The sequence below is a fragment of the Pseudomonas sp. DC3200b2 genome (assembly GCF_049895785.1).
Classification (GTDB): domain Bacteria; phylum Pseudomonadota; class Gammaproteobacteria; order Pseudomonadales; family Pseudomonadaceae; genus Aquipseudomonas; species Aquipseudomonas massiliensis.
In genome coordinates this window covers 598310-619522 of record NZ_JAFCTA010000001.1, presented here as the reverse complement: position 1 = coordinate 619522, position 21213 = coordinate 598310, and the positions used below count along the sequence as shown (strand labels likewise).

Sequence of the window (21213 nt, the reverse complement as noted above, 5' to 3'; positions counted from 1 at the left end):
ATGGATACCCTCGGTTACCTGGGCCAGGGCTTTGGCGTGGCCATGTCTCCCTACAACCTGATCACCGCGTTGATCGGCACGCTCATTGGCACAGTGGTCGGCCTGCTGCCGGGCCTGGGGCCCATCAACGGCGTGGCCTTGCTGATTCCCGTGGCCTTCGCCCTGGGCCTGCCGCCGGAATCGGCGCTGATCCTTTGCGCCGCGGTGTATCTGGGCTGCGAGTATGGCGGGCGCATCAGCTCCATCCTGCTGAACATTCCCGGCGAAGCCTCTACCGTGATGACCACCCTGGACGGTTATCCCCTCGCCCGTCAGGGCCTGGCCGGCGTGGCCCTGTCGCTGTCGGCCTGGAGCTCGTTCATCGGCGCCTTCATCGCCACCTGCGGCATGGTGCTGTTCGCGCCGATCCTGGCGCGCTGGGCAGTGGCCTTCGGCCCGGCGGAGTATTTCGCCCTCATGGTCTTCGCCATCGTTTGCCTGGGCGGCATGGCCGGCAACCGGCCGGTGAAAACCTTCATGGCCGCGCTGATCGGCCTGTTCCTGTCCACCGTCGGCATCGACGCCAACAGCGGGGTCTATCGCTTCACCGGCGACAGCGTGCACCTGGCCGATGGGGTTCAGTTCGTAGTGCTGGTGCTGGGGTTGTTCTCGGTCTCCGAGATCCTGTTGCTGCTGGAAAAAACCCAGCATGGCCACGCGGCCGCCAAGGCCACCGGCCGAATGCTGTTCAATGCCAAGGAGGCTCTCAGCGTTGGCTGGGTCAACCTGCGTTGCGGCTTGCTGGGCTTCATCATGGGCGTGCTGCCCGGCGCCGGCGCCACCCTGGCCAGCGCGGTGGCCTACATGACGGAGAAGCGCATGGCCGGGCCCGCCAGCCGTTTCGGCCAGGGCGACTTGCGCGGCCTGGCCGCCCCGGAAACCGCTATCGGCGCCGCCGCCTGCGGCGCGCTGGTGCCGATGCTGACCCTCGGCGTACCGGGTTCAGGCACTACCGCAGTGATGATCGGCGCGCTGAGCCTTTACAACATCACCCCTGGGCCCATGCTGTTCGAGCAGCAGCCGGATCTCGTCTGGGGCCTGATCGCCTCGTTGTTCATCGCCAACGTGATGCTGGTAATCCTCAACATTCCGATGATCCGGGTATTCACGCGCATCCTGGCGGTGCCCAACTGGGCCCTGGTGCCAATCATCGCCATCATCACCGGTATCGGCGTGTACGCCGTGCACGCCACCACCTTCGACCTGTTCCTGATGGTGGGTATCGGCATCTTCGGCTACATCCTGCGCAAGCTGGACTTCCCACTTTCACCGCTGCTGCTGGGCTTCATCCTGGGCGGGCTGATGGAACAGAACCTGCGCCGGGCACTGTCCATCTCCAATGGCGACCTGCAGATCCTGGTGTCCAGCCCTATCACCCTGGGCGCCTGGGTGCTGACCGCGGTCATGCTGGTCTTGCCGCTGTTGCGGTTGTGGCGCAACCGCCAACGGGCGCGGCAGGCGGCCCATGCCTGACGCGCGAACGCCGCCGTGGTGGGTCACCGCCACGGTCGGCCTGACAGGCGGGACCTTGGCCAGCATGGCCGGCTGGCCGCTGCCCTGGATGACCGGCGCCCTGTTGGCGGTGATCCTGGTGCGTTGCGCCACGCCCTGGCAGTTGCAGGAAATTCCCAATGGGCGACGTTGCGGCCAGTGGATCATCGGCATCGGCATCGGCTTGCACTTCACCCCCGAGGTGCTTGATCAGGTCGCTGACCACGGGCTGCTGATCCTGGCGGGCGCCTTCGTGACCAGCGTCTCCAGCCTGGTCAGCGTCTGGCTGCTGCTACGCACGGGCGAGGATCGCCCTACCGCTTTCTTCTCCAGCATGCCGGGCGGTTCCGGTGAGATGGTCAACCTGGGCGCGCGCAACGGGGCCAACCTTGGCCGCGTCGCTGCTGGCCAGAGCTTGCGGGTATTGCTGGTGGTGCTGCTGGTGCCCGCCCTGTTCAAGTACCTGCTCGGTGAAGGCGCGGTGCTTTCCCATGCGGCCGCCTTGGGCTGGAGCTGGCTGGCGCTGATCGGGCTACTAGGGCTGGGCGCAGCGCTGGCCTGGCAAGCCCTCGGCCAACCCAACCCCTGGCTGTTCGGCCCCTTGGTCCTGGCAGCGGGCTTGAGCATCGGCTTTCAGCTTCAAGGAAGCTTGCCCCCGGGCGCCAGCCAGGCGGGGCAGTGGCTGATTGGCAGCGGACTGGGCTGTCACTTCAACCGCGCCTTTTTCCGCCGCGCTCCGTCATTCCTGGGCCGTACCCTGGTCGGTACCCTGTTGACCATGCTGATCGCCGGCCTGGCCGCCCTGCTGCTGAGCACAGCCACCCACCTGGACCTGCGCTCCCTTACCCTGGGCATGATGCCCGGCGGCATCGCGGAGATGAGCCTGACCGCCGAAGCCCTTCAGCTGTCGGTGCCACTGGTCACCGCGATGCAGGTCATGCGCCTGGTGTTCGTGCTCTTCCTGGCCGAACCGCTGTTCCGCCGTTGGAATCGCCAGGTCGCCTCATAGGCTCCAGTCGATAGGAGCCAGGTGGTGGTCCTGCAGGAATTGATTGGCCCGGCTGAAATGGCCGTTCCCCAGGAAACCCCGGTGCGCCGACAATGGCGAGGGGTGCGCTGAGGTCAACACCAGATGGCGAGTGCCGTCGATGAGTTTCCGCTTGCTCTGGGCATGAGCGCCCCAGAGCAGAAACACCACATGTTCGCAACGATCGCTGACCGTCTGGATGATCCTGTCGGTGAAGGGTTCCCAGCCTTTCTTGGCATGGGACGCCGCCTGGCCCCGCTCCACGGTCAAGGTGGTGTTGAGCAGCAACACGCCCTGTTCAGCCCAATGCTGCAGGCAACCATGGTTGGGGACCGGCAGGTTGAGGTCGCGCTTGAGTTCCTTGAACACATTCACCAAGGATGGCGGCGCCGGCACGCCAGGCTGGACCGAGAAGCACAAGCCATGGGCTTGCCCTGGCCCATGGTAGGGGTCCTGGCCGAGGATCACCACCTTGACCTTGTCCAGGGGTGTCAGGTTGAGGGCATTGAAAATCAGGGGGCCGGGCGGATAGATTTCCTTGCCCGCGGCCAGCTCATGGCGCAGGAAGTCACGCAACTGGTGCATGTATGGCTGGTCGAATTCAGTCTTGAGGGCCTGTTTCCAGCTGGGCTCGAGCTTGATGCGATCGTCTTCAGGTGCAGTGGTGGTCATGTGACAGTCCATGGAACAATCCATGGACACTAGGAAAGACCCTCTCTGTTGTCAATCGAACCGCCGCTTGGCGGTCCATAATTCCAATAAGCGCTGAACAGAGGTTTCGATGAATCTGAGTTTCGAAGAACTCCTGGGGGCCAATGGCGCGCGCATCGGCATCGCCACCCTGGATGCGCCCAAATCCCTCAATGCTCTTTCTCTGCCGATGATCGAAGCCTTGCTCGATCGGCTCGATGCCTGGGAGCAGGACCCGCGCATCGCCTGCGTGCTGCTGCGCGGCAACGGGCCCAAGGCTTTCTGCGCGGGGGGCGACGTGCGCAGCCTGGTGGAAGCGTGCCGCGCCCGGCCCGGCGAGGTCCCCGCCCTGGCGGCGCGCTTCTTCGCCGCGGAATACCGGCTGGACTATCGCCTGCACACCTATGGCCGGCCGGTAATCGCCTGGGGACATGGCTACGTGCTCGGCGGCGGCATGGGCCTGTTGCAGGGTGCCTCGATCCGCATCGTTACCCCAGGCAGTCGCCTTGCCATGCCGGAAGTGAGCATTGGACTTTACCCTGATGTAGGGGCTGGTTGGTTCTACAACCGTCTGCCCGGAAAGCTCGGGCTGTTCCTGGCCCTGACGGGCGCCCAGCTGAACGGCAGCGACGCCGTGGCCCTGGGCCTGGCGGATCGATTGCTGCGAGACGACCAACAGGATGCACTGATCGACGGGCTGGTTCAGTTGAACTGGCAAGAGGATTCAGAGCTGCAATTGATCAGCCTGCTGCGCGCCCTGGAGCACGAGGCCGAACCCGACCGTCCTGAACCACGGTGGCTGGCGCGACGGCCGGCGATCGACGCTTTGCTGGATGTGCCGGGGCCAGTACAGGCGTGGAGAGCCATCGCCCGCTGGCAGGACCACCCCGATCCGGACCTGGCCCAGGCTGCGCGCAACCTGGCCACCGGCTGCCCGCTCACCGCGCATCTGGCCTGGCATCAACTGCGCAAGGCCCGGCGCCTGTCCCTGGCCCAGGTACTGCGGATGGAGTACGGCCTGAGCCTGAACTGCTGTCGGCACCCCGAGTTCAGCGAAGGGGTACGTGCCCGCCTGGTGGACAAGGACAACACGCCCCACTGGCACTGGCCCGACGTGGCGGCGATCCCCGAAGCGGTGGTCAGGGCGCACTTCAGTCAGGCCTGGGATGGGGAGCATCCATTGGCTGACCTGTAAAAGAAGTACTGGCTTATCATTGGAAGCCCGTCAGCCCAATCAAGGTGGAAGCGAAGCTGTACATCAATGGTGCAGGCGACGCGGACTGCGCCTCGGCTCGGCCGAGTGTAGGCATGGCGAAGCTGGGCGCCCGCCAGGGAAGGCGGGTGAGCGGCGCCAGGGCAGGGATGCCCTGTCGACGCTTCCTGCGCCCGAGCCATGCCGGAAGGAGGGAACCCCCGCCTTGGCGGGGGCCGAACGAACAGCGCGAATGGTTTCCCCCCTTTGCCGAAACAAACGGGGCCGGCCATCCGGGGGGTCGCCGTAAAGGCGAAACCTTAAGACAAGCGAACGCGTAAAAGGGATATGTCGTTCAATCAATGCCCACCCATAAATTTCAATACGCCGTCGGCTTTCAGCGATCCCGCTGCCAATACCCCCGCTCCGGCCCTCCTCGCCCATGATCCCGCCAATCCGGCCCGCGGTCCCCACGCCAATGGGGCGGCGGGCCGCCATGCCAGCCCATGCCTGGACGAGGTGGCGGCCCTGGACGCCAGGCCGGCGGCGGAGGTGGCGGCGGCAGCCGATAGTAATGAGGCGCAGGCACGTAATACCGAGGGGCCGGCCTTACGTAATAGCCGTTGGTGTAGCCATAGGGGTATGCATAAGGGCGGTACTCATAGGTCGGGCTCTGTACGGTATAGACGTCCGTCTGTACATAGCCACTGGTGGCATAAGGCGCGCAGGCTCCAAGCAGCGTTCCCAGGGAAGCGATCAACAAGAGTTTGCGATACATGGGCGGCCTCCGGGACCGCGGTGGGGAATCTGCACAAGATCAGACAGAGGAAATCGGTGCCGGTGCGGACTTGGAAATACCCAGAAATAATTCCTGGCTCAGCGACAGGCTCGCCAGGGGCCCATGTCCAGATGCAAATGGTTGCGGTGGGCCGCGTTGTAGTCGGGGCTCAGCACCGTATTGAAGCTAGTACAGGCCCCGTCGCGGACTTGACGCAGGAAGGCGGCCTCTCCTGGCGAGCCCGCCCATCCCTTCAAGACACTGACGCGGCGGCCATCAGCCAGTCGAAAACCGGCGATATCCAGGGCGTTGGCAGTGGCATGCTGGCTGAGCCGTCCCTGGGCGCGGTTATAGATGTTCCGGCAGGCGAAACTCCCCAAATGGTCGACCTGCACGACCTGGGTCTGGAACGCAGCCTGGGCGGCCGGTTGTAGTATGTTGCGCTCGAACAGGGCAAAGGCGACCGCTACCGGGCAGGTGGCAAGGAAGCTGCTGCTCAGGCGCACCGGGCCACCGGAGACCCGGACGACACCATGAAGCGGGCAACGGCTGTCACTCGTTGTATCAGCCTGGGCGATGACCTTGAGCGTTGAACTGGCCAACGCCTGGGCGCATAGGCCGGGGTCGCCGCGCAAGCGCCAAAGCTTGTAAGGGGTCAATAGGTTCGGTGGGGCCGTTATATCCAGCGGCGCCCAGGGATTCCAGCTAGGGCTGGGCGGCCACAGGCGCCAGCCCAGCGCCAGTGCCGCGCAAATGACAACCAGCCATGCCGCCCCTTTCATTGACTCGGGCCTCCGTCATAACAATCCCAGCTGGGTGGAGGCTTCACTGCTGGCGAGGGTCGGTAGCGCCGGCAAACCAGGCAGGCGAACGGCCAACTGCTCGTGGAAGTACCGGGCCAAGGCCGGCGCGTCGCGGTTATCAGCGGTATGAAGGAATATGTACGGACGGCGACCCTCTTCAATCCATTCGGCCACCTTATCCACCCAGGGCACCAGGAAAGGCTCGTTGTCCTTCACCACTGGCAGTCCGATAAACCGCACCTGAGGGCTCTGACTGAAGGCGGCGGGGCGTACCGGCACCTTGGGCTTCTGCCCTTGTGCGTGAAGAATCCCCGGATCATTGGAAGCAACGCTGAACAATGCCCTGGAGTCCAGGCAAACGCGCTCCACCCCTGTATCGCGCAGTAGCCGGTTGAGTGCACGCTCCTCCGGCCCCTTGTCGAAGAAGGCCAGGTTACGCACTTCGACCGCCAAGGGGCAGCCGAGCCCTTCGATGAAGGCCACCAGTTCACCCAGGCGATTGGGACCAAAGCTTGCTGGCAGTTGTAGCCACAAGGGGGAGACTCGCTCACCCAGCGGGCGAAGCAACCGAATGAAATTCCAGGCGGTTTCCAATTGCCCTGGCAAGTCCGCGCTGTGGCTGACCTCACGGGGAAACTTGGCAGTGAAGCGGAAGTGCTCCGGCATGATTCGAGCCCAGCGTTCTACAGTACCAGGCGCGGGCCAGGCGTAGAAGGTAGTATTTCCTTCTACTGCATTGAATACCTGGGCATAGAGCCCCAGGCTGTCACCCGCCTGGGTATCGGCCGGGTAGAAGCGACCGCGCCAGGCGGCGTCGCTCCAGGAGGGGCAGCCCAGATGGTACGGCAGCGCCAGGGCACTCAGATGTGAACATCCAGGCCGAGCACTTCGCCATCCCAATCGACGAAGCTGGCGGTGGTGAGGTAGCTGGCCAGCGCGGTAGCCACTCGGCTGTTCACGCCACGTAGGGTTTCTTCCTGCTTCACGCGCGCGGGCAGCGTAGCCACCGGCGCGCCACGGCTAGCGCTGGCCGATGGCCGCTGCCGTGTCTCGATGACCTCGAATTCGCCTTCTTGCTCGTCGATCGCGTCTTCAGGCCGGGCAGGCCCTTTGCGGGGCTTGCGCGACACCGGATAAGACCGCGAGCCGACACCGTCTATGCGCATACCGATACTCGTGGGTTAATGCCAGCGCGCCACTGTTTCAAAACGCAGGTGATAACTGGACCACAGAAACCCGAAAAGGTTTATAACGCAACGGCGGAACTCGGCCTCCGGATCGCCTCGGGATCAGGCGCCAGCGCCGCCCTTGGGCGTGGCTACCTGGTCTCGTAGATACACTGGCTGAGCCAGGTCGGCACTGATGGCCTCCCCTCTCGCCCAGGCAAATCCGGCCAGCGTAAGTACGTCCTGGGCGTGGGGCAAGGCCTGGGCGTCGAAGCGGTTCAGGCGCACGGCCAGCCGATCGACGTAGCCCCAACCCGTGCCGACGCCATTCCAGTTGTCCGGGTTATCGGCCGGCAAGCTCACGGCTTGAGGCGGCAAGACCGCTTCCTGGCCACAAAGGCGCATCTCCCCGCCCTGTTCGGCATAGCAGCCCCAATAGACTTCATCCATGCGGGCATCGATGGCTGCGGCCACCTGGGCCCAACCGTGCTGGCGCCAAGCGCCCTGGGCCAGGGCCGCCAGGTTTGACACGCCAAGCACCGGTCGATCCAGCGCAAAGGCCAAGCCCTGAACCACGCCGATGGCGATCCGTACCCCTGTGAAAGCGCCAGGCCCGCGACCATAACCGATGGCATCCACGGCGCTGAGCCCGATGCCGGCCTCGGCCATCAAGCGCTGCACCATGGGCAGCAGCTTCTGCGCATGCAGCCGGGGGATGACTTCGTAGTGGCTATGGGTACGCCCTTCATGGAGCAAGGCAACTGAGCAGGCTTCGGTGGCGGTATCGAGGGCCAGCAGGGTCGGCATGGTGGCATCCGGACTGAAAAAAGGCGCGCAGTATAAACGACGAAAGCCCGTGAACGGGCTTTCGTTTATCCGGAGCGGGCGGCTGGCGGGTTCAGGTGAGGTTTCATGGCCCTGATCGCCAGCTGGCGCTGGCTCCCACCGCTTGCGCCAAAGAGACTCAGCTCAGGGCGGTAACCACCTTGGCGGTGATGTCTTCCACGCTGCCTACACCCTCGATGCAGGCGTACTTGGGCTTGCCCTGCTCGACGGACAGGTTCTGATAGAAGCTCACCAGGGGCTCGGTCTGCTCATGGTAGACATGCAGGCGCTTGCGCACGGTTTCTTCGGTGTCGTCCGCGCGGTGGATCAGCGCCTCGCCGGTAAGGTCGTCCTTGCCTTCGACCTTCGGCGGGTTGAAGACAGTGTGATAGACACGCCCGGAAGCTTCGTGCACGCGACGGCCAGCGATGCGCTTGACGATCTCGTCATCCGCCACGTTGATTTCCACGACATAGTCGAGCACCACGTTCGCCTTCACCAGGGCCTCGGCCTGGGGAATGGTGCGCGGGAAGCCATCGAACAGGAAGCCATTGACGCAATCGGGCTGGGCAATGCGCTCTTTCACCAGGGCGATGATCAGGTCGTCGGATACCAGACCACCGCTCTCCATCACGCTCTTGGCCTTCAGGCCCAGCTCGGTGCCTGCCTTGACCGCGGCGCGGAGCATGTCGCCCGTGGAAATCTGCGGAATACCGAACTTTTCGGTGATGAACTTGGCCTGCGTACCTTTCCCGGCTCCGGGAGCTCCCAGCAGAATCACGCGCATCGATGTGCTCCTCAAATGTTTTTTTATATAACAACGCCGATGACTCTGGAGAAAACCTAACTGCCGGTGAGCCACCGAAAAAATTCGGACCAGCCGAAAAATCGGCCAAAAGGCTGATCAAGATACACAGCCGCCTATAAGCAGACAAGCCATCGAAGGTCGCAGGCACCCGGCGGCCTGGCCTCGGTGCAACCTGGCGCCACTCCAGGACCCGACATGGATCAGCCAGGTGGCGCCAGCACTCAAGGAGCGAGCAGGCGCGGCGCCATCCCTCAGCCTGTGTTGCGCAGGCCTGCGGCGATCCCCGCCACGGTGACCAGCAAAGCCTGCTCCAGCCCGCTTTCAGGGGGCGCCGGGTGGTTGCGCGAGCGGGCCAGCAGTTCGGCCTGCAAGCGGTGAAGGGGGTCAAGGTAGGTGTTGCGCAAGGCGAAGAATTCAAGGGTTTCCGGGCTGCTGGCCAGCAACCTGGGCTGCCCGGTCAGCCTCATTACATGGCCCGCGCAGTGCGACAATAGGTCGCGCAGTTGCGCGCCGAGAGGCTTCAGGGAATCCTCCACCAGGCGGTCGTCGTACTGCTGCGCGATACGTAGGTCCGCCTTGGCCAGGACCATTTCAAGCATGTCGATGCGGGTGCGGAAGAACGGCCAGTGCTCGCGCATTTCCGCCAGCAGTGGGCCGTCGCCGCGCTCGAGGGCCTTGCCCAGCGCCGTCTCCCAACCCAGCCAGGCGGGCAACATAAGTCGGGTTTGAGTCCAGCCGAAGATCCAGGGAATGGCGCGCAGGCTCTCGATCCCGCCCTGGCGTCGCTTGGCCGGCCGGCTGCCCAGCGGCAGGCGGCCCAACTCTTGCTCCGGCGTGGACTGACGGAAGTAATCGACAAACTGGGGATGTTCGCGTACCACCTGCCGGTAGGCTTTCACCCCGTCGGCGGCCAGTTGATCCATGAGTTGTCGCCAGGCGGGCTGCGGCGGAGGGGGAGGCAGCAGGGTCGCTTCCAGCACGGCGGCCAGGTAGAGATTGAGGTTCTGCTCAGCGAGATCAGGCAGGCCAAATTTGAAACGAATCATTTCTCCTTGCTCGGTGGTGCGAAAACGACCCGCCACCGACCCTGGGGGCTGGGAGAGAATCGCGGCGTGCGCAGGCCCGCCGCCGCGTCCGACAGTGCCGCCACGGCCGTGGAACAGCAGCAGTTCAACACCCTGTTCCCGACAGATGTTCACCAGGGTTTCCTGGGCTCGGTACTGGGCCCAGGCCGCTGCGGTGGTGCCCGCGTCCTTGGCCGAATCCGAATAGCCGATCATCACTTCCTGAGGACCCTGCAGGCGCGAGCGGTAGCCTGGCAATGACAGTAGCCGTTCAATCACAGGTCCTGCGTTATCCAGGTCGGCCAAGGTTTCGAACAGCGGTACCACCCGCATCGGTCGCAGCAGGCCGGCTTCCTTGAGCAACAACTGCACCGCCAGTACATCCGAAGCAGCCCCGGCCATGGAAATGACATAGGAGCCCAAGGAAGCAGCAGGCGCGTTGGCGACCTCCCTACAGGTCGCCAGCACCTCAGCGGTTTCCGCCGAGGCCTGGAAGTGGGTCGGCAGCAAAGGACGCCGGCTGGCCAGCTCAGCCAGCAGGAAGGTGATGCGCTGCTCTTCGTCCCAGTCAGTGTATCGGCCCAGGCCCAGGTAATCGGTGATCTCACTCATGGCGGCGCAATGGCGAGCCGCGTCCTGGCGTACGTCCAGCCGTGCCAGGAACAGGCCAAAGGTCACCGCGCGGCGAATGCAATCGAGCAGGGGGCCGTCGGCGATCACGCCCATACCACAGGCATGCAAGGATTCGAAGCATAGCTGCAAGGGCGCGAGCAGCTCGCGATTGTCCTGCAGCACGGCATCTGGTGCCGGTTGCGGCTGTTGCAGCGCGGCCTGGGCCCAGCTTCGAGTGGCCCGCAGGCGCTCGCGCAGTTGCTTGAGCACCGCCCTGTAGGGTTCGGGGCTGTCGCCGCTGTGCTGGCGCAGGGCATCGCTGGCCTGTTGCATGGAAAGCTCGCCAGCCAGGTGGTCCACGTCCCGCAAGAACAGATCAGCGGCCATCCAGCGAGCCAGCAGCAGCACTTCCCGCGTCACAGCCGCGGTAACGTTGGGGTTGCCGTCCCGATCGCCTCCCATCCAGGAGGCGAAGCGAATGGGCGCGGCTTCCAGAGGCAGGTGCAGGCCAGTGGCAGCATGCAATGCCCGGTCTACCTTGCGCAGGTGACTTGGTATGGCATGCCAGAGGGAATGCTCGATCACGGCGAAGCCCCACTTGGCTTCATCCACCGGCGTAGGCCGGGTGCGACGGATCTCGTCGGTGTGCCACGCTTCGGCGATCAGCCGTTTCAGCTTCTCATGGATGCTGGCACGCTCGGCCTCGGTCAGGTCGCGATGGTCCAGCGCCGCCAGCTGAGCCGCGATGGCGTCGTATTTCTGGATCAAAGTGCGCCTGGCCACCTCGGTGGGGTGAGCGGTAAGCACCAGTTCGATGTCGAGACGGCCGACCTGGCGGGCCAACTGCTCAGTGCCATGCCCAGCCGCGCGCAAGCGGTTGAGCAGTTCGGGCAGGCGTTCGGCATCCAGTACCTCGGCCGCCGGATGCGCTGCCGAAGGTGTCCCTGGGTCTTCTTCAGTACGACGGCGAATGAGCTGGTATTGCTCGGCAATGTTGGCGAGGTTGAGGAACTGGTTGAACGCCCGGGCCACCGGCAGCAACTCTTCATCGCCCAGTTCGTCCAGGCTGTCGCGCAGATGCGCCTTGCCTGCATTGGCGCTGCGGCGATCGGCCTTGGCCCCCTGGCGGATACGCTCGATCTTCTGCAAAAAGGCCTCGCCGTACTGCTGGCCGATGGTAGCGCCGAGCAATTCGCCCAACACATGAACCCGTTCGCGCAAGCGCGCGTCGATCTCGCTCATATCCACTCTCCGTGATCAAGCCGGCCTGCCTGGCCAGCATACTCCAGGGCAACTGAACGCGACGGTGAAAAACCGCTCAATAGCCAAGTAGCCGTTGCTGCCGTCGCGCCTGCAAAAGGCCATTCGACACTCGGCCAGGTATCTATCCGACCCCTGAGGTGTCCATGAAAATCCGTGAGCTTGCCCGCCATTGGGAGCAAAACGCCAAGGGCCGCCTGACGAAGACGGCCTACAGCATCCACCTGGACGTGGAAGCCGCCGCGCGGCTGGCCGCCCTTCAGGAAATGTACCCCAAGCACCATCCCGAGGAGCTGCTGGGAGAACTCATCGGCGCCGCGCTGGAAGAGCTGGAGACCAGCTTCCCGTATGTGCGTGGGAGCCGGGTGATCGCCACTGACGAGGAAGGCGATCCCATGTACGAAGACATCGGGCCTACCCCTCGTTTCCTGGCCCTGTCACGGCAATACCTTGAGGAAATGAACAGCACACAGGCCGGGCCGGCGCCCGACGCGCCGCTGGAAAGCCAGCCAAAACCCCTCTCCTAGAGCGCCCGAACATTAAAAAACAGAGGATCCGGTCAGTTTTGTGAACTATTCAAAAATTACTTGAGTCCCAAACATTAGCCATAGCAGGACAACGCCGCTGGCCGGCCTGCGGCTTACCAGCGCCGCGGACCAGACGTTATTTGAAAAGCCCTCCCATGGAGTCGAAGATCATGAAGACTTGCACTGCCAAACCGTCGTCCAACGCTGTCCGTGGGCTCAAGCTCGCCGTACTGGCGTTGGGCAGCAGCTTCATCCTGGCCGGTTGCGCTGGTAACCCGCCAACCGAGCAGTACGCCCTGGCCCAGTCGGCGGTCAATGCCGCGGTCAGCGCTGGCGGCACCGAATTTGCCGCGGTTGAAACCAAGTCGGCCCAGGACAAGTTCAAGGCCGCCGAGATCGCCATGCATGACGAAGACTACGAAAAAGCGAAGGTGCTGGCCGAGCAGGCCGAATGGGACGCCCGCGTAGCCGAGCGCAAGGCCCAGGCAGCGAAAGCGCAGAAGGCCGTGGATGACGCGCACCAGGGCGTGGAAGACCTGCGCCAGGAAGGCATGCGTAACGCTCAGTAATCGCCCTTTCGCCTCGGAAACATAAGGAATAGACCCATGCGTAAACAGTTGATGATCCCTGCCCTGCTGGCCGTTGCCGTGAGCCTGAGCGCCTGCTCCCACGACCCGAACGCCAACCTGGAAAGCGCTCGTACGAATTTCTCCTCCCTGCAGACCAACCCGAAGTCGGCGACCCTGGCCGCCCTTGAAACCAAGGATGCGTCCGAGTGGCTGGACAAGGCCGACAAGGCCTACCGCGAAGGCGACGACAAGAAAAAGGTCGACCAACTGGCCTACCTGACCAACCAGCGCGTTGAGTTCGCCAAGCAGACCATCGCCCTGCGCACCTCCGAAGACGAGATCAAGAACGCCGCGGCTGAACGCGCCAAGGCACAGTTGGCGGCCCGCGATGCCCAGATCAAGAAGCTGCAGGACAGCCTGAACGCCAAGCAGACCGACCGCGGCACCCTGGTGACCTTCGGCGACGTCCTGTTCGACCTGAACAAGGCCGAGCTCAAGCCCAGCGGCATGACCAATATCATTCAGCTGGCCCAGTTCCTGCGCGACAATCCGGAGCGTCAGGTCATCATCGAAGGCTATACCGACAGCACAGGTTCGGATGCCTACAACCAGAGCCTGTCCCAGGCGCGCGCCACTTCGGTGATGGCCGCCCTGGTACGTCAAGGCATCGATCCCAAGCGCATCGTCGCCCAGGGCTACGGCAAGCAGTATCCGGTGGCTGACAACAGCAGCAGCGCCGGCCGCGCCCAGAACCGTCGTGTGGAAGTGACCATTTCCAACGACAACCAGCCGGTGGCACCGCGCTCCACCATGCACTAAGCCGTGGTGACAGTGAAAGGCCAGCCCTCGGGCTGGCCTTTTTCATGGGCGCCTACCCGCAGCGCCGACGACTGCTTCGCTGGCTCTATGGATAATTGGGGATCTCGCCCAGGCGTCTGATCCCGTTGAAGTGCCCCGGGTCTTCCAGGAAGCGCAGCATGACCTGACGATAGGTAGGGTCGGCAAAGGTCTGGACATGGCCGCCCCGGGTCAGTTGCAGCACTCTCGGCGGGGGCAAGGCCTTGTACAGGGCTATACCGTTTTCAGGAGGCACTACGGTGTCATCCAGGCTCTGGAACACCAGCTTCGGTGTTTTCTCCAGGGCGGGCGCCGCGCCCAGGGCACTGTCGCCGTCCGGCACGAACCAGGACAGAGGTACCTGCAAGGGCCAGGTCAGCCAGGACTTGCTCAAGGCAAACCGCCCTACCTGGCGATAGCTGGCTGGCGCGCCATCGAACACCAGCGCCTTGAACCGCGCGGCTTCGGCCGGATGAGAAGCCAGGTAATGAATGGCCAGCGCCCCGCCAAGGCTTTGTCCCAGCAGGACCATCGGCGACTCGCCCGGCCGCGGATCATGCCCAAGCCAGTCCAGAGCCGCCTGAAGATCCAGGTACAGATCGGGTAACCGTGGGGTGCCAGCGGAAAGCCCATAGCCTCGGTAATCGAGCATCAGCACCTGGTACCCCTCGGCGGGCAGCCACCAGCTGCCGCCCAGATGCCGCGCCAGGTTACCGCCATTGCCGTGCAGGTGCAGCACCGTACCCTTTACCGCCACGCCTGCCTTGGCCGGCAACCACCAGGCTTGGAGGGCCACGCCATCAGCGGTACGCAGATGCACTGGCTGCCAGGCCAGGCCGGCCACCTCGGGCGTGAACGGCTGGCCCGGTTCCGGGTAGAAAAGCAGACTGCTGCAGCCCGCCAGGGCAAGGCACCCAAGCAAGACCAGCCTGCGGCCGAACACGCTAAATGATATTGGCGTAATCGGCTTCAATACGGTCCAGGCTCAGATGGTTGAGGAAGTTGGAGAAACACATCCAGGCGGACAGGGCATTCATGTCGCGGAATTGCTCGGGCAGGTATTTGGGTGGTTCCACCAGCCCTTCTTCCACCAATTGGCGCAGGATGCGCATGTCCTCCAGGGTGGTCTTGCCGCAGAACAATAGCGACACCTGATCCAGCTTGCCTTTGCGCACGGCGAGCTGGATGTAGTTGTAGACCATGATGAAACCTTTGAGGTAGGACAGGTCCTTGGTGAACGGCAGGCCCGTCGGCGTGGAACCCCGGAACACCCGGCTGGCATTGCCATAGCTTTCACTCATGCCGAAGCCCTGTTCGCGGAAGAAATCGAACACCTGGAGGAAATCGGCCCCCTGCTCCACCATATCGATGGCGCGGGTGCGGTTGGTCAGTTTGCGCAGGCGACTGGGATAGGAGGCGAACGCGATCACTTCCATGAGGATGGCGAGGCCTTCCTGAGTCACCGTGGATGACGGCGGCCCTTTGGCGAGGAAGGTGCAGATGGGCTGGTTGAGGCCGTTCAGGGTGGTGCCCACATGTACCAGCCCTTCATGGACTTCAAGGGCACGCACGTCGCGCTCGTTGAACATGGCATCGGCCCGCAGCTTGATGTAATCGGCTCCAGCCGCCGCATCGGCGACGATACCATCGGATTCGAACACCCGAATGGTTTCCTCGGTTTCACCGAAGACCCTGTTCAACCGGCCCTGCAGCATGGCCACCGCCTCCTTGGCGGTCATGTTCTTGGCCTCGTCCTTGAGGTCGCCTCGGCCATCGATATTATTCAGGTAGCCCGACAACGCCAGGCCCAGATCGGCCAGGGTGGGATCACCGGCGTGGAAGGCGTCGGAGGCGGCGCCGTAGAGTTCTTGAGAAATCAGGCCGAAATCCTCGGTGCCACGAGCTTCGAGCATCCGCACCACCATGCGGTACTCCCGGCACATGCGGCGCATGATCTGCCCCACCGGGTTGAACTGGCCCAGTTGACGGGTAATGTCGCGCTCGATGGCCTGGAACTCGATCCTGACCTCAGCGGCATCGAAGCCCAATGGTCGCGCCTGATACCAGGCGCGGTCTACCTCGGGGAGCGCCTTGCCCTTGGCCTTGAGGAAGCGCTGGCGGATATCGTCATCCCACTTGACCGCATCGAGGATGCGAATGGGCGTCTGCGCAGCGACAATCCGGTCGGACAGGGTGCGTACCGTCTGCTGGTAATCGTCCATCGGCTTTCCTTGTTGGTTATTGAGCGGCCCGGCTATAGCGCGCCGTTTCGACGAATACGTCCGAGTTGGCCGGGTCGTCCAGCCAGGCGAATACCTGGGCGGGCGTAGAGCGTATCGCAACGCCCTGCCCTTCTTCCGTCTCGAAACGGTCGCCGGCCAGGGCCCCTTGGCTGATGGCCTGCTGCAGGCGCTGCAGATCCAGGCTATAGACCACCAGTTCGCCTTCCCCGCTCAATTCGAAACCGACCAATGCAAAGCGTCCGCCATAGGCCTTTGGCATGGGCGCGGACGCATACCAGCGGCCGCCATGGCGGGTCACGGTGAAAGTCACTTCATCCCGCGGCCCGGCGCTGCCCTTCTGGTAGTTGATGGCGGTGTAGCGTCCGCCGGGCGCGGGCCGCAGGCTTAGCCTGAGAGCGTTGCCAAAGGCATCCCGCGCGCGCCAGTGGCCCATCAGGCCAGCCGGCGCTTTCTGCCCGGGGGCGATAGGTTCGTCAAAGGTGGCAAGGCACCCGCTGAGCGATGCCAGGAGTACAAGCATGAACAGCGGGCGCCAGAGGTTCATCCGGGCGGTTCTCCGTCAGGCCGCGGCCAGCACCAGGTGCATGTACCGGGTAAGTATGTCGAGCATGCCGGCATCCTGGTGCCCCGCGTGAGCTTGCGATGCGGGCGCCAGCAGTGCCTGATATTCCAACTGTCCGATCAGCGCCGTCAACACCTGCGCGTCCTGCTCGGGTGAGCGGGAGCCCAGCACACGCAGCATCTGGCAGGCACCCTCATGGAGGATGCGCTGGTGAGAAAGCACCAGGCCGGCCAGCCGGGGCGTCAGCAGGGCTTCCTGGCGAAACGCCTGCTCAGCCATCAGGTACTCACGGCGGGTATGCAGTTGCTTACGTACGTAGTCCGCAGTCATGCGGGCGATGGCATCGGCCAGGCGGCCTCTGGCTTCTGGCGTATCGTCAGTGGCCGCCAGCAATTGGCGCAGCAGTTCCTCGCTGTTGGCCCAGAGCTTGGTCATATGGGCGGCGCTGCGCTCCACGTAACGGGCAAAGCTGTCGGCCAGCAGGTCTTCGATGTCCTTGAAGTAGTAGGTAGTGGCAGACAACGGTACCCCGGCCTCGGCCGCCACCGCACGGTGACGCACGCCACGAACCCCATCGCGAACGACGATCCGCATGGCGGCGTCGAGAATCGCCTGGCGGCGCTGCTCGCTGCCCTCCCGCGTGGGCTTGCGACCTTCATACTGGATACTGTTGGCCACGGCGCTGGCAACGCCGGCGGCTCCGATTGTAAGGGTAGCGGGTTCCACTTCTGATCCTTTTGTTGAAGCAATCCAGAGCTGGCCTGGAAGCTCCAGGCCGCGCCGGCTATTTTGCCTCAATCCGAAGGACGTGCAGACGTTTTCTCTGGGGAAAGATACCCGACCGTAGGAAGCGGGTGGAGTTCGCGAACGCCGCTACCCCGCACTCGGGAGCTTGGCCCCCTTCCTACCGAGCGGATCAGGCCTGGGGGCGCATGTGCGGGAAGAGAATGACGTCGCGGATCGATGGCGAGTCGGTCAACAGCATGACCAGGCGATCGATCCCGATGCCCTCGCCCGCGGTTGGCGGCATGCCGTATTCCAGGGCGCGAACGAAGTCCGCGTCGTAGTGCATGGCTTCATCGTCGCCCGCGTCCTTGTCCGCCACCTGACGCATGAAGCGCTCGGCCTGGTCCTCGGCGTCGTTGAGCTCCGAGTAGGCGTTGGCGATCTCGCGTCCGCCAATGAACAGCTCGAAGCGGTCGGTGACGCTGGGGTTGTCGTCGTTGCGCCGGGCCAGCGGCGAGACCTCGAAGGGATACTCGGTGATGAAGGTAGGCTGTTCCAGCTTGTGCTCCACCAGTTCTTCGAAAATCATCGTCTGCAGCTTGCCCAGGCCCTCGAAGCCCTTGACGTCGGCACCGGCCTTCTTGGCCAGGGCGCGCGCGGTATCGATGTCCTGAAGGTCGGCCGGGGAAATTTCCGGGTTGTATCTGGTGATGGACTCGAATACCGAGATGCGCTGGAACGGCTCGCCGAAATGGAACACCTTGCCCTGGTAAGGCACGTCCGTGGTGCCCAGCACGGCCAGCGCCAGTTCCCGAAACAGCTCTTCGGTCAGGTCCATGTTGTCGCGGTAGTCCGCGTAGGCCTGGTAGAACTCGAGCATGGTGAATTCCGGATTGTGCCGGGTCGAAACGCCTTCGTTGCGGAAGTTGCGGTTGATCTCGAACACCCGTTCGAAGCCGCCCACCACCAGGCGCTTGAGGTACAGCTCGGGCGCGATGCGCAGGTACATGCCCAGGTCCAGGGCATTGTGGTGCGTTTCGAACGGCTTGGCCGCCGCGCCACCAGGAATGGTCTGCAGCATGGGGGTTTCCACTTCGAGGAAATCCCGTTCGCTGAGGAAGCGGCGAATATGGGCGATCACCTTGGAGCGCACCTGGAAGGTATGGCGCGTTTCCTCGTTGACGATCAGGTCCACGTAGCGCTGGCGATAGCGGGTTTCGGTATCGGTCAGGCCGTGATGCTTGTCCGGCAGCGGGCGCAGCGACTTGGTCAACAGCTGCACATGGGTCATGTCCACGTACAGGTCGCCCTTGCCGGAGCGGGCCAGGGTGCCCTCCACGCCGATGATGTCACCCAGGTCCCAGGTCTTGATGGCCGCCAGGGTGGCTTCGTCCAGCACCTTGCGGTTGACGTAGACCTGCAGGCGGCCGGTCATGTCCTGGATCACCATGAAGGCGCCACGGTTGAGCATGATACGACCCGCGACCTTGACCGGAATGGCCGCCGCTTCCAAGGCTTCCTTGGATTCGTTGGCGTACTGCTTCTGCAAGGCATCGCAGTAGCTGTCGCGCCGGAATTGGTTGGGGAAGGCGTTGCCTGTTTCGCGGACCTGGGCAAGTTTTTCCTTGCGCAGGGCGATCAGGCTGTTTTCTTCCTGTTGCAGCTCTTGCGGGTCTACTTGCGGGGCTAGGGGTTGGTCGGTCATGTCAAAATCCACAAATCTGATAGCTACGAGCTCCAAGCTGCAAGCTGCAGGCTGAAGCGCTGTGTCTTGCCGCCTGAAGCCCGCGGCTTGTGCTCCGGGCCTACAGGCCCTGCTTGAGGCTGGCCTCGAGGTATTCGTCCAGGTCGCCGTCCAGCACCTTGTCGCAGTCGCTGCGCTCAACGCCTGTGCGCAGGTCCTTGATCCGCGACGAATCGAGCACGTAGGAGCGGATCTGGTGCCCCCAGCCGATGTCCGACTTGCTGTCTTCCAGGGCCTGGGAAGCCGCGTTGCGCTTCTGCACTTCCTGCTCGTACAACCTGGCCCGCAGCATCTTCATGGCGGTGTCCTTGTTGGCGTGCTGGGAACGTTCGTTCTGGCAGCTGACCACGGTGTTGGTGGGCACGTGGGTGATCCGCACCGCCGAATCGGTGGTGTTGACGTGCTGGCCACCGGCACCGGAGGAGCGGTAGGTGTCGATGCGCAGGTCGGCCGGGTTGATCTCGATCTCGATGTTGTCGTCGATTTCCGGCGAAACGAATACCGCGGTGAACGAGGTATGGCGGCGGTTGCCCGAATCGAAGGGGCTCTTGCGCACCAGGCGATGCACGCCGATTTCGGTGCGCAACCAGCCGAAGGCATACTCGCCCTTGATGTGCAGGGTAGCACCCTTGATGCCGGCCACCTCACCTTCGGACAGTTCCATGATGGTGGTGTCGAAGCCGCGCTTGTCGGCCCAGCGCAGGTACATGCGCAGCAGCATGTTGGCCCAGTCCTGGGCTTCGGTGCCGCCGGAGCCGGCCTGGATGTCCAGGTAGGCATTGTTGGCGTCCATCTCGCCGCTGAACATCCGGCGGAACTCGAGCTTTTCCAGGGATGCGCGCAAGCGGTCAAGCTCGCTCACCACGTCGGCGACAGCGCCCTCGTCGTTTTCCTCGACAGCCATGTCCAGCAGGTCGCGGCAGTCGGCCAGGCCACCGGACAGTTCGTCCAGGGTCTCGACGATGGTCGCCAGGGTGGAACGTTCCCGGCCCAGATTCTGGGCGTATTCAGGGTTGTTCCAGACGTTGGGATCTTCCAGCTCGCGATTGACTTCGGTCAGGCGTTCAGCCTTCTGATCGTAGTCAAAGATACCTCCGAATGGTTTCGGAACGTTCGCTGAGGTCCTTGATGGTGTTGAGGATCGGATTGATTTCCATGGCGGCTGCGCACTCACGTCAAAAGCCCGGGAGTATAGCATGGCCGCCCTGGCGTGCGGTCACTGCCTCATTCGACCACGATCACCTGGTTGCGTCCGCTGTGCTTGGCCATGTAGAGGCCTTTGTCAGCCGCCTGGATCAGCAGCCGGCACTGGGTTCCGGGCACCGGTGTCATGGTCGCCAGGCCGATGCTCACGGTCAGCGGCGAGGCAGGTTCCGGCGCGTTGTGCCAGATGCCCAGGGCGGAGATGCTCTGGCGCAGTTTCTCGGCCACCAGCCGGGCACCGCCCGGGGAAGTGCTCGGCAATACCAGGGCAAACTCTTCGCCGCCGTAGCGCGCCGGCAGGTCACTGGAGCGGCTGGAGCAATCACGGATGGCATCCGCTACCCTGCGCAGTGCCTCGTCGCCCTCCAGATGCCCAAAACTGTCGTTGTAGGACTTGAAGTAATCCACATCGATCATCAGCAACGAAAGCTGGGTCTGGTCACGCATGGCCCGGCGCCATTCCAGTTCAAGGTATTCGTCGAAATGGCGGCGGTTGGACAGGCCGGTGAGGCCATCGGAATTCATCAGGCGCTGCAATACCAGGTTGGTATCCAGCAACTGTTGCTGGCTTACCCGCAAGGCCCGGTAGGCCTCGTCGCGCTGCAGCAGCGTCAGGTATGACCGGGAGTGGTAGCGAATCCGGGCCACCAGCTCGATGGTATCCGGCAACTTGACCAGGTAATCGTTGGCCCCGGCGGCGAAGGCGGCGCTCTTGACCACCGCGTCTTCCTTGGTGGACAGCACGATGATCGGAATGTCACGGGTAGAGGGATGATTGCGGTATTCGCGTACCAGGGTCAGCCCGTCCAGCCCAGGCATCACCAGGTCCTGGAGAATGACCGTGGGGCGGATGCGTACGGCATTGGCGATGGCCTGGTGGGGGTCGGCACAGAAGTGGAAATCGATGTTCATTTCCGTAGCCAGGCTCCGCCGGATGGCTTCGCCGATCATGGCCTGGTCATCCACCAAGAGCACCATGGCCTGGTTTTCAGGCGCGGATTTGAATTGGTCCAGTTGTAGATCAATCATTGGGTTGTCACCTGAGTA

The 21213-nt window shown here is 63.6% G+C and carries 21 protein-coding genes; 6 read left to right on the top strand and 15 right to left on the bottom strand.

Annotated features, from left to right (window positions below; all coding sequences use genetic code 11):
- Nucleotides 1-1512 carry a tripartite tricarboxylate transporter permease gene (locus ACP691_RS02960; protein ID WP_426149990.1) on the top strand — a complete coding sequence of 504 codons (1512 nt, stop codon included), beginning with the start codon at nt 1-3 and terminating at the stop codon, nt 1510-1512.
- A complete protein-coding gene (locus ACP691_RS02955) occupies nt 1505-2539 on the top strand; it encodes an AbrB family transcriptional regulator (RefSeq protein ID WP_426149989.1) in 1035 nt (344 codons plus the stop codon). The genes ACP691_RS02960 and ACP691_RS02955 overlap by 8 nt, the downstream gene beginning before the upstream one ends.
- Here ACP691_RS02955 and ung read toward each other — a convergent pair.
- The gene (gene ung, locus ACP691_RS02950) at nt 2534-3229 is read right to left on the bottom strand and encodes a uracil-DNA glycosylase (protein WP_426149988.1); all 696 of its coding nucleotides are present in this window, start codon (nt 3227-3229) and stop codon (nt 2534-2536) included. The two genes, ACP691_RS02955 and ung, sit on opposite strands and share 6 nt — an antisense overlap.
- 109 nt (nt 3230-3338) lie before the next feature.
- On the opposite strand from ung, the gene ACP691_RS02945 reads away from it, so the two are divergent.
- Nucleotides 3339-4442: an enoyl-CoA hydratase/isomerase family protein gene (locus ACP691_RS02945; protein ID WP_426149987.1), complete on the top strand. Its 1104-nt coding sequence runs from the start codon at nt 3339-3341 to the stop codon at nt 4440-4442.
- A 394-nt stretch (nt 4443-4836) separates the two neighbouring features.
- On the opposite strand, the gene ACP691_RS02940 is transcribed toward ACP691_RS02945, so the two are convergent.
- From ACP691_RS02940 to ppc, 7 genes are all read right to left on the bottom strand, one after another.
- The gene (locus tag ACP691_RS02940) at nt 4837-5217 is read right to left on the bottom strand and encodes a hypothetical protein (RefSeq protein WP_426149986.1); all 381 of its coding nucleotides are present in this window, start codon (nt 5215-5217) and stop codon (nt 4837-4839) included.
- 98 nt (nt 5218-5315) lie between these two features.
- Entirely contained in the window at nt 5316-5999 is a 684-nt protein-coding gene (locus ACP691_RS02935; RefSeq protein ID WP_426149985.1) for an extensin family protein, read from the bottom strand.
- 15 nt (nt 6000-6014) lie between these two features.
- Complete coding sequence (locus tag ACP691_RS02930; protein WP_426150209.1) at nt 6015-6884, bottom strand: DUF72 domain-containing protein; 870 nt, start codon at nt 6882-6884, stop codon at nt 6015-6017.
- Nucleotides 6881-7186, bottom strand: coding sequence for a hypothetical protein (locus ACP691_RS02925; RefSeq protein WP_426149984.1), 306 nt, complete (start codon nt 7184-7186; stop codon nt 6881-6883). Before ACP691_RS02925 ends, ACP691_RS02930 begins: the two co-directional genes overlap by 4 nt.
- 123 nt (nt 7187-7309) lie before the next feature.
- A complete protein-coding gene (tsaB, locus tag ACP691_RS02920) occupies nt 7310-7993 on the bottom strand; it encodes a tRNA (adenosine(37)-N6)-threonylcarbamoyltransferase complex dimerization subunit type 1 TsaB (RefSeq protein ID WP_426149983.1) in 684 nt (227 codons plus the stop codon).
- Between the two features lie 157 nt (nt 7994-8150).
- On the bottom strand, nt 8151-8798 hold the full coding sequence (gene adk / locus ACP691_RS02915; RefSeq protein ID WP_040261997.1) for an adenylate kinase: 648 nt from the start codon (nt 8796-8798) through the stop codon (nt 8151-8153).
- A gap of 272 nt (nt 8799-9070) precedes the next feature.
- The gene (gene ppc / locus ACP691_RS02910; protein WP_426149982.1) at nt 9071-11737 is read right to left on the bottom strand and encodes a phosphoenolpyruvate carboxylase; all 2667 of its coding nucleotides are present in this window, start codon (nt 11735-11737) and stop codon (nt 9071-9073) included.
- A gap of 164 nt (nt 11738-11901) precedes the next feature.
- Between ppc and ACP691_RS02905 the strand changes: the two genes are divergently transcribed.
- From ACP691_RS02905 to ACP691_RS02895, 3 genes are all read left to right on the top strand, one after another.
- Nucleotides 11902-12282, top strand: coding sequence for a pilin assembly protein (locus tag ACP691_RS02905; protein ID WP_426149981.1), 381 nt, complete (start codon nt 11902-11904; stop codon nt 12280-12282).
- 155 nt (nt 12283-12437) lie between these two features.
- Nucleotides 12438-12851 carry a DUF4398 domain-containing protein gene (locus ACP691_RS02900; RefSeq protein WP_040261995.1) on the top strand — a complete coding sequence of 138 codons (414 nt, stop codon included), beginning with the start codon at nt 12438-12440 and terminating at the stop codon, nt 12849-12851.
- Between the two features lie 36 nt (nt 12852-12887).
- Nucleotides 12888-13670, top strand: coding sequence for an OmpA family protein (locus tag ACP691_RS02895; RefSeq protein WP_426149980.1), 783 nt, complete (start codon nt 12888-12890; stop codon nt 13668-13670).
- Nucleotides 13671-13755: 85 nt separating this feature from the next.
- Here the strand turns inward: ACP691_RS02895 and ACP691_RS02890 are convergent, their stop codons facing one another.
- From ACP691_RS02890 to ACP691_RS02860, 7 genes are all read right to left on the bottom strand, one after another.
- A complete protein-coding gene (locus ACP691_RS02890; RefSeq protein WP_426149979.1) occupies nt 13756-14661 on the bottom strand; it encodes an alpha/beta hydrolase in 906 nt (301 codons plus the stop codon).
- Complete coding sequence (locus ACP691_RS02885) at nt 14633-15910, bottom strand: flavohemoglobin expression-modulating QEGLA motif protein (protein WP_040261993.1); 1278 nt, start codon at nt 15908-15910, stop codon at nt 14633-14635. Before ACP691_RS02885 ends, ACP691_RS02890 begins: the two co-directional genes overlap by 29 nt.
- A 16-nt stretch (nt 15911-15926) precedes the next feature.
- Nucleotides 15927-16475 (bottom strand): hypothetical protein, encoded by a 549-nt coding sequence (locus tag ACP691_RS02880; protein WP_040261992.1) that lies wholly within the window; start codon nt 16473-16475, stop codon nt 15927-15929.
- A 15-nt stretch (nt 16476-16490) separates the two neighbouring features.
- The gene (locus ACP691_RS02875) at nt 16491-17219 is read right to left on the bottom strand and encodes a TetR/AcrR family transcriptional regulator (RefSeq protein ID WP_040261991.1); all 729 of its coding nucleotides are present in this window, start codon (nt 17217-17219) and stop codon (nt 16491-16493) included.
- A gap of 190 nt (nt 17220-17409) precedes the next feature.
- Complete coding sequence (gene lysS, locus ACP691_RS02870; RefSeq protein ID WP_426149978.1) at nt 17410-18924, bottom strand: lysine--tRNA ligase; 1515 nt, start codon at nt 18922-18924, stop codon at nt 17410-17412.
- 100 nt (nt 18925-19024) lie between these two features.
- Nucleotides 19025-20120, bottom strand: a protein-coding gene (gene prfB, locus ACP691_RS02865; protein ID WP_148485253.1) for a peptide chain release factor 2 whose coding sequence is annotated in 2 segments (ribosomal slippage) — nt 19025-20047 and nt 20049-20120 — 1095 coding nt in all. Because the reading frame shifts where the segments join, the coding sequence is not laid out codon by codon here.
- A gap of 67 nt (nt 20121-20187) precedes the next feature.
- Nucleotides 20188-21195 (bottom strand): diguanylate cyclase, encoded by a 1008-nt coding sequence (locus ACP691_RS02860; RefSeq protein ID WP_426149977.1) that lies wholly within the window; start codon nt 21193-21195, stop codon nt 20188-20190.
- Nucleotides 21196-21213 lie beyond the last annotated feature (18 nt).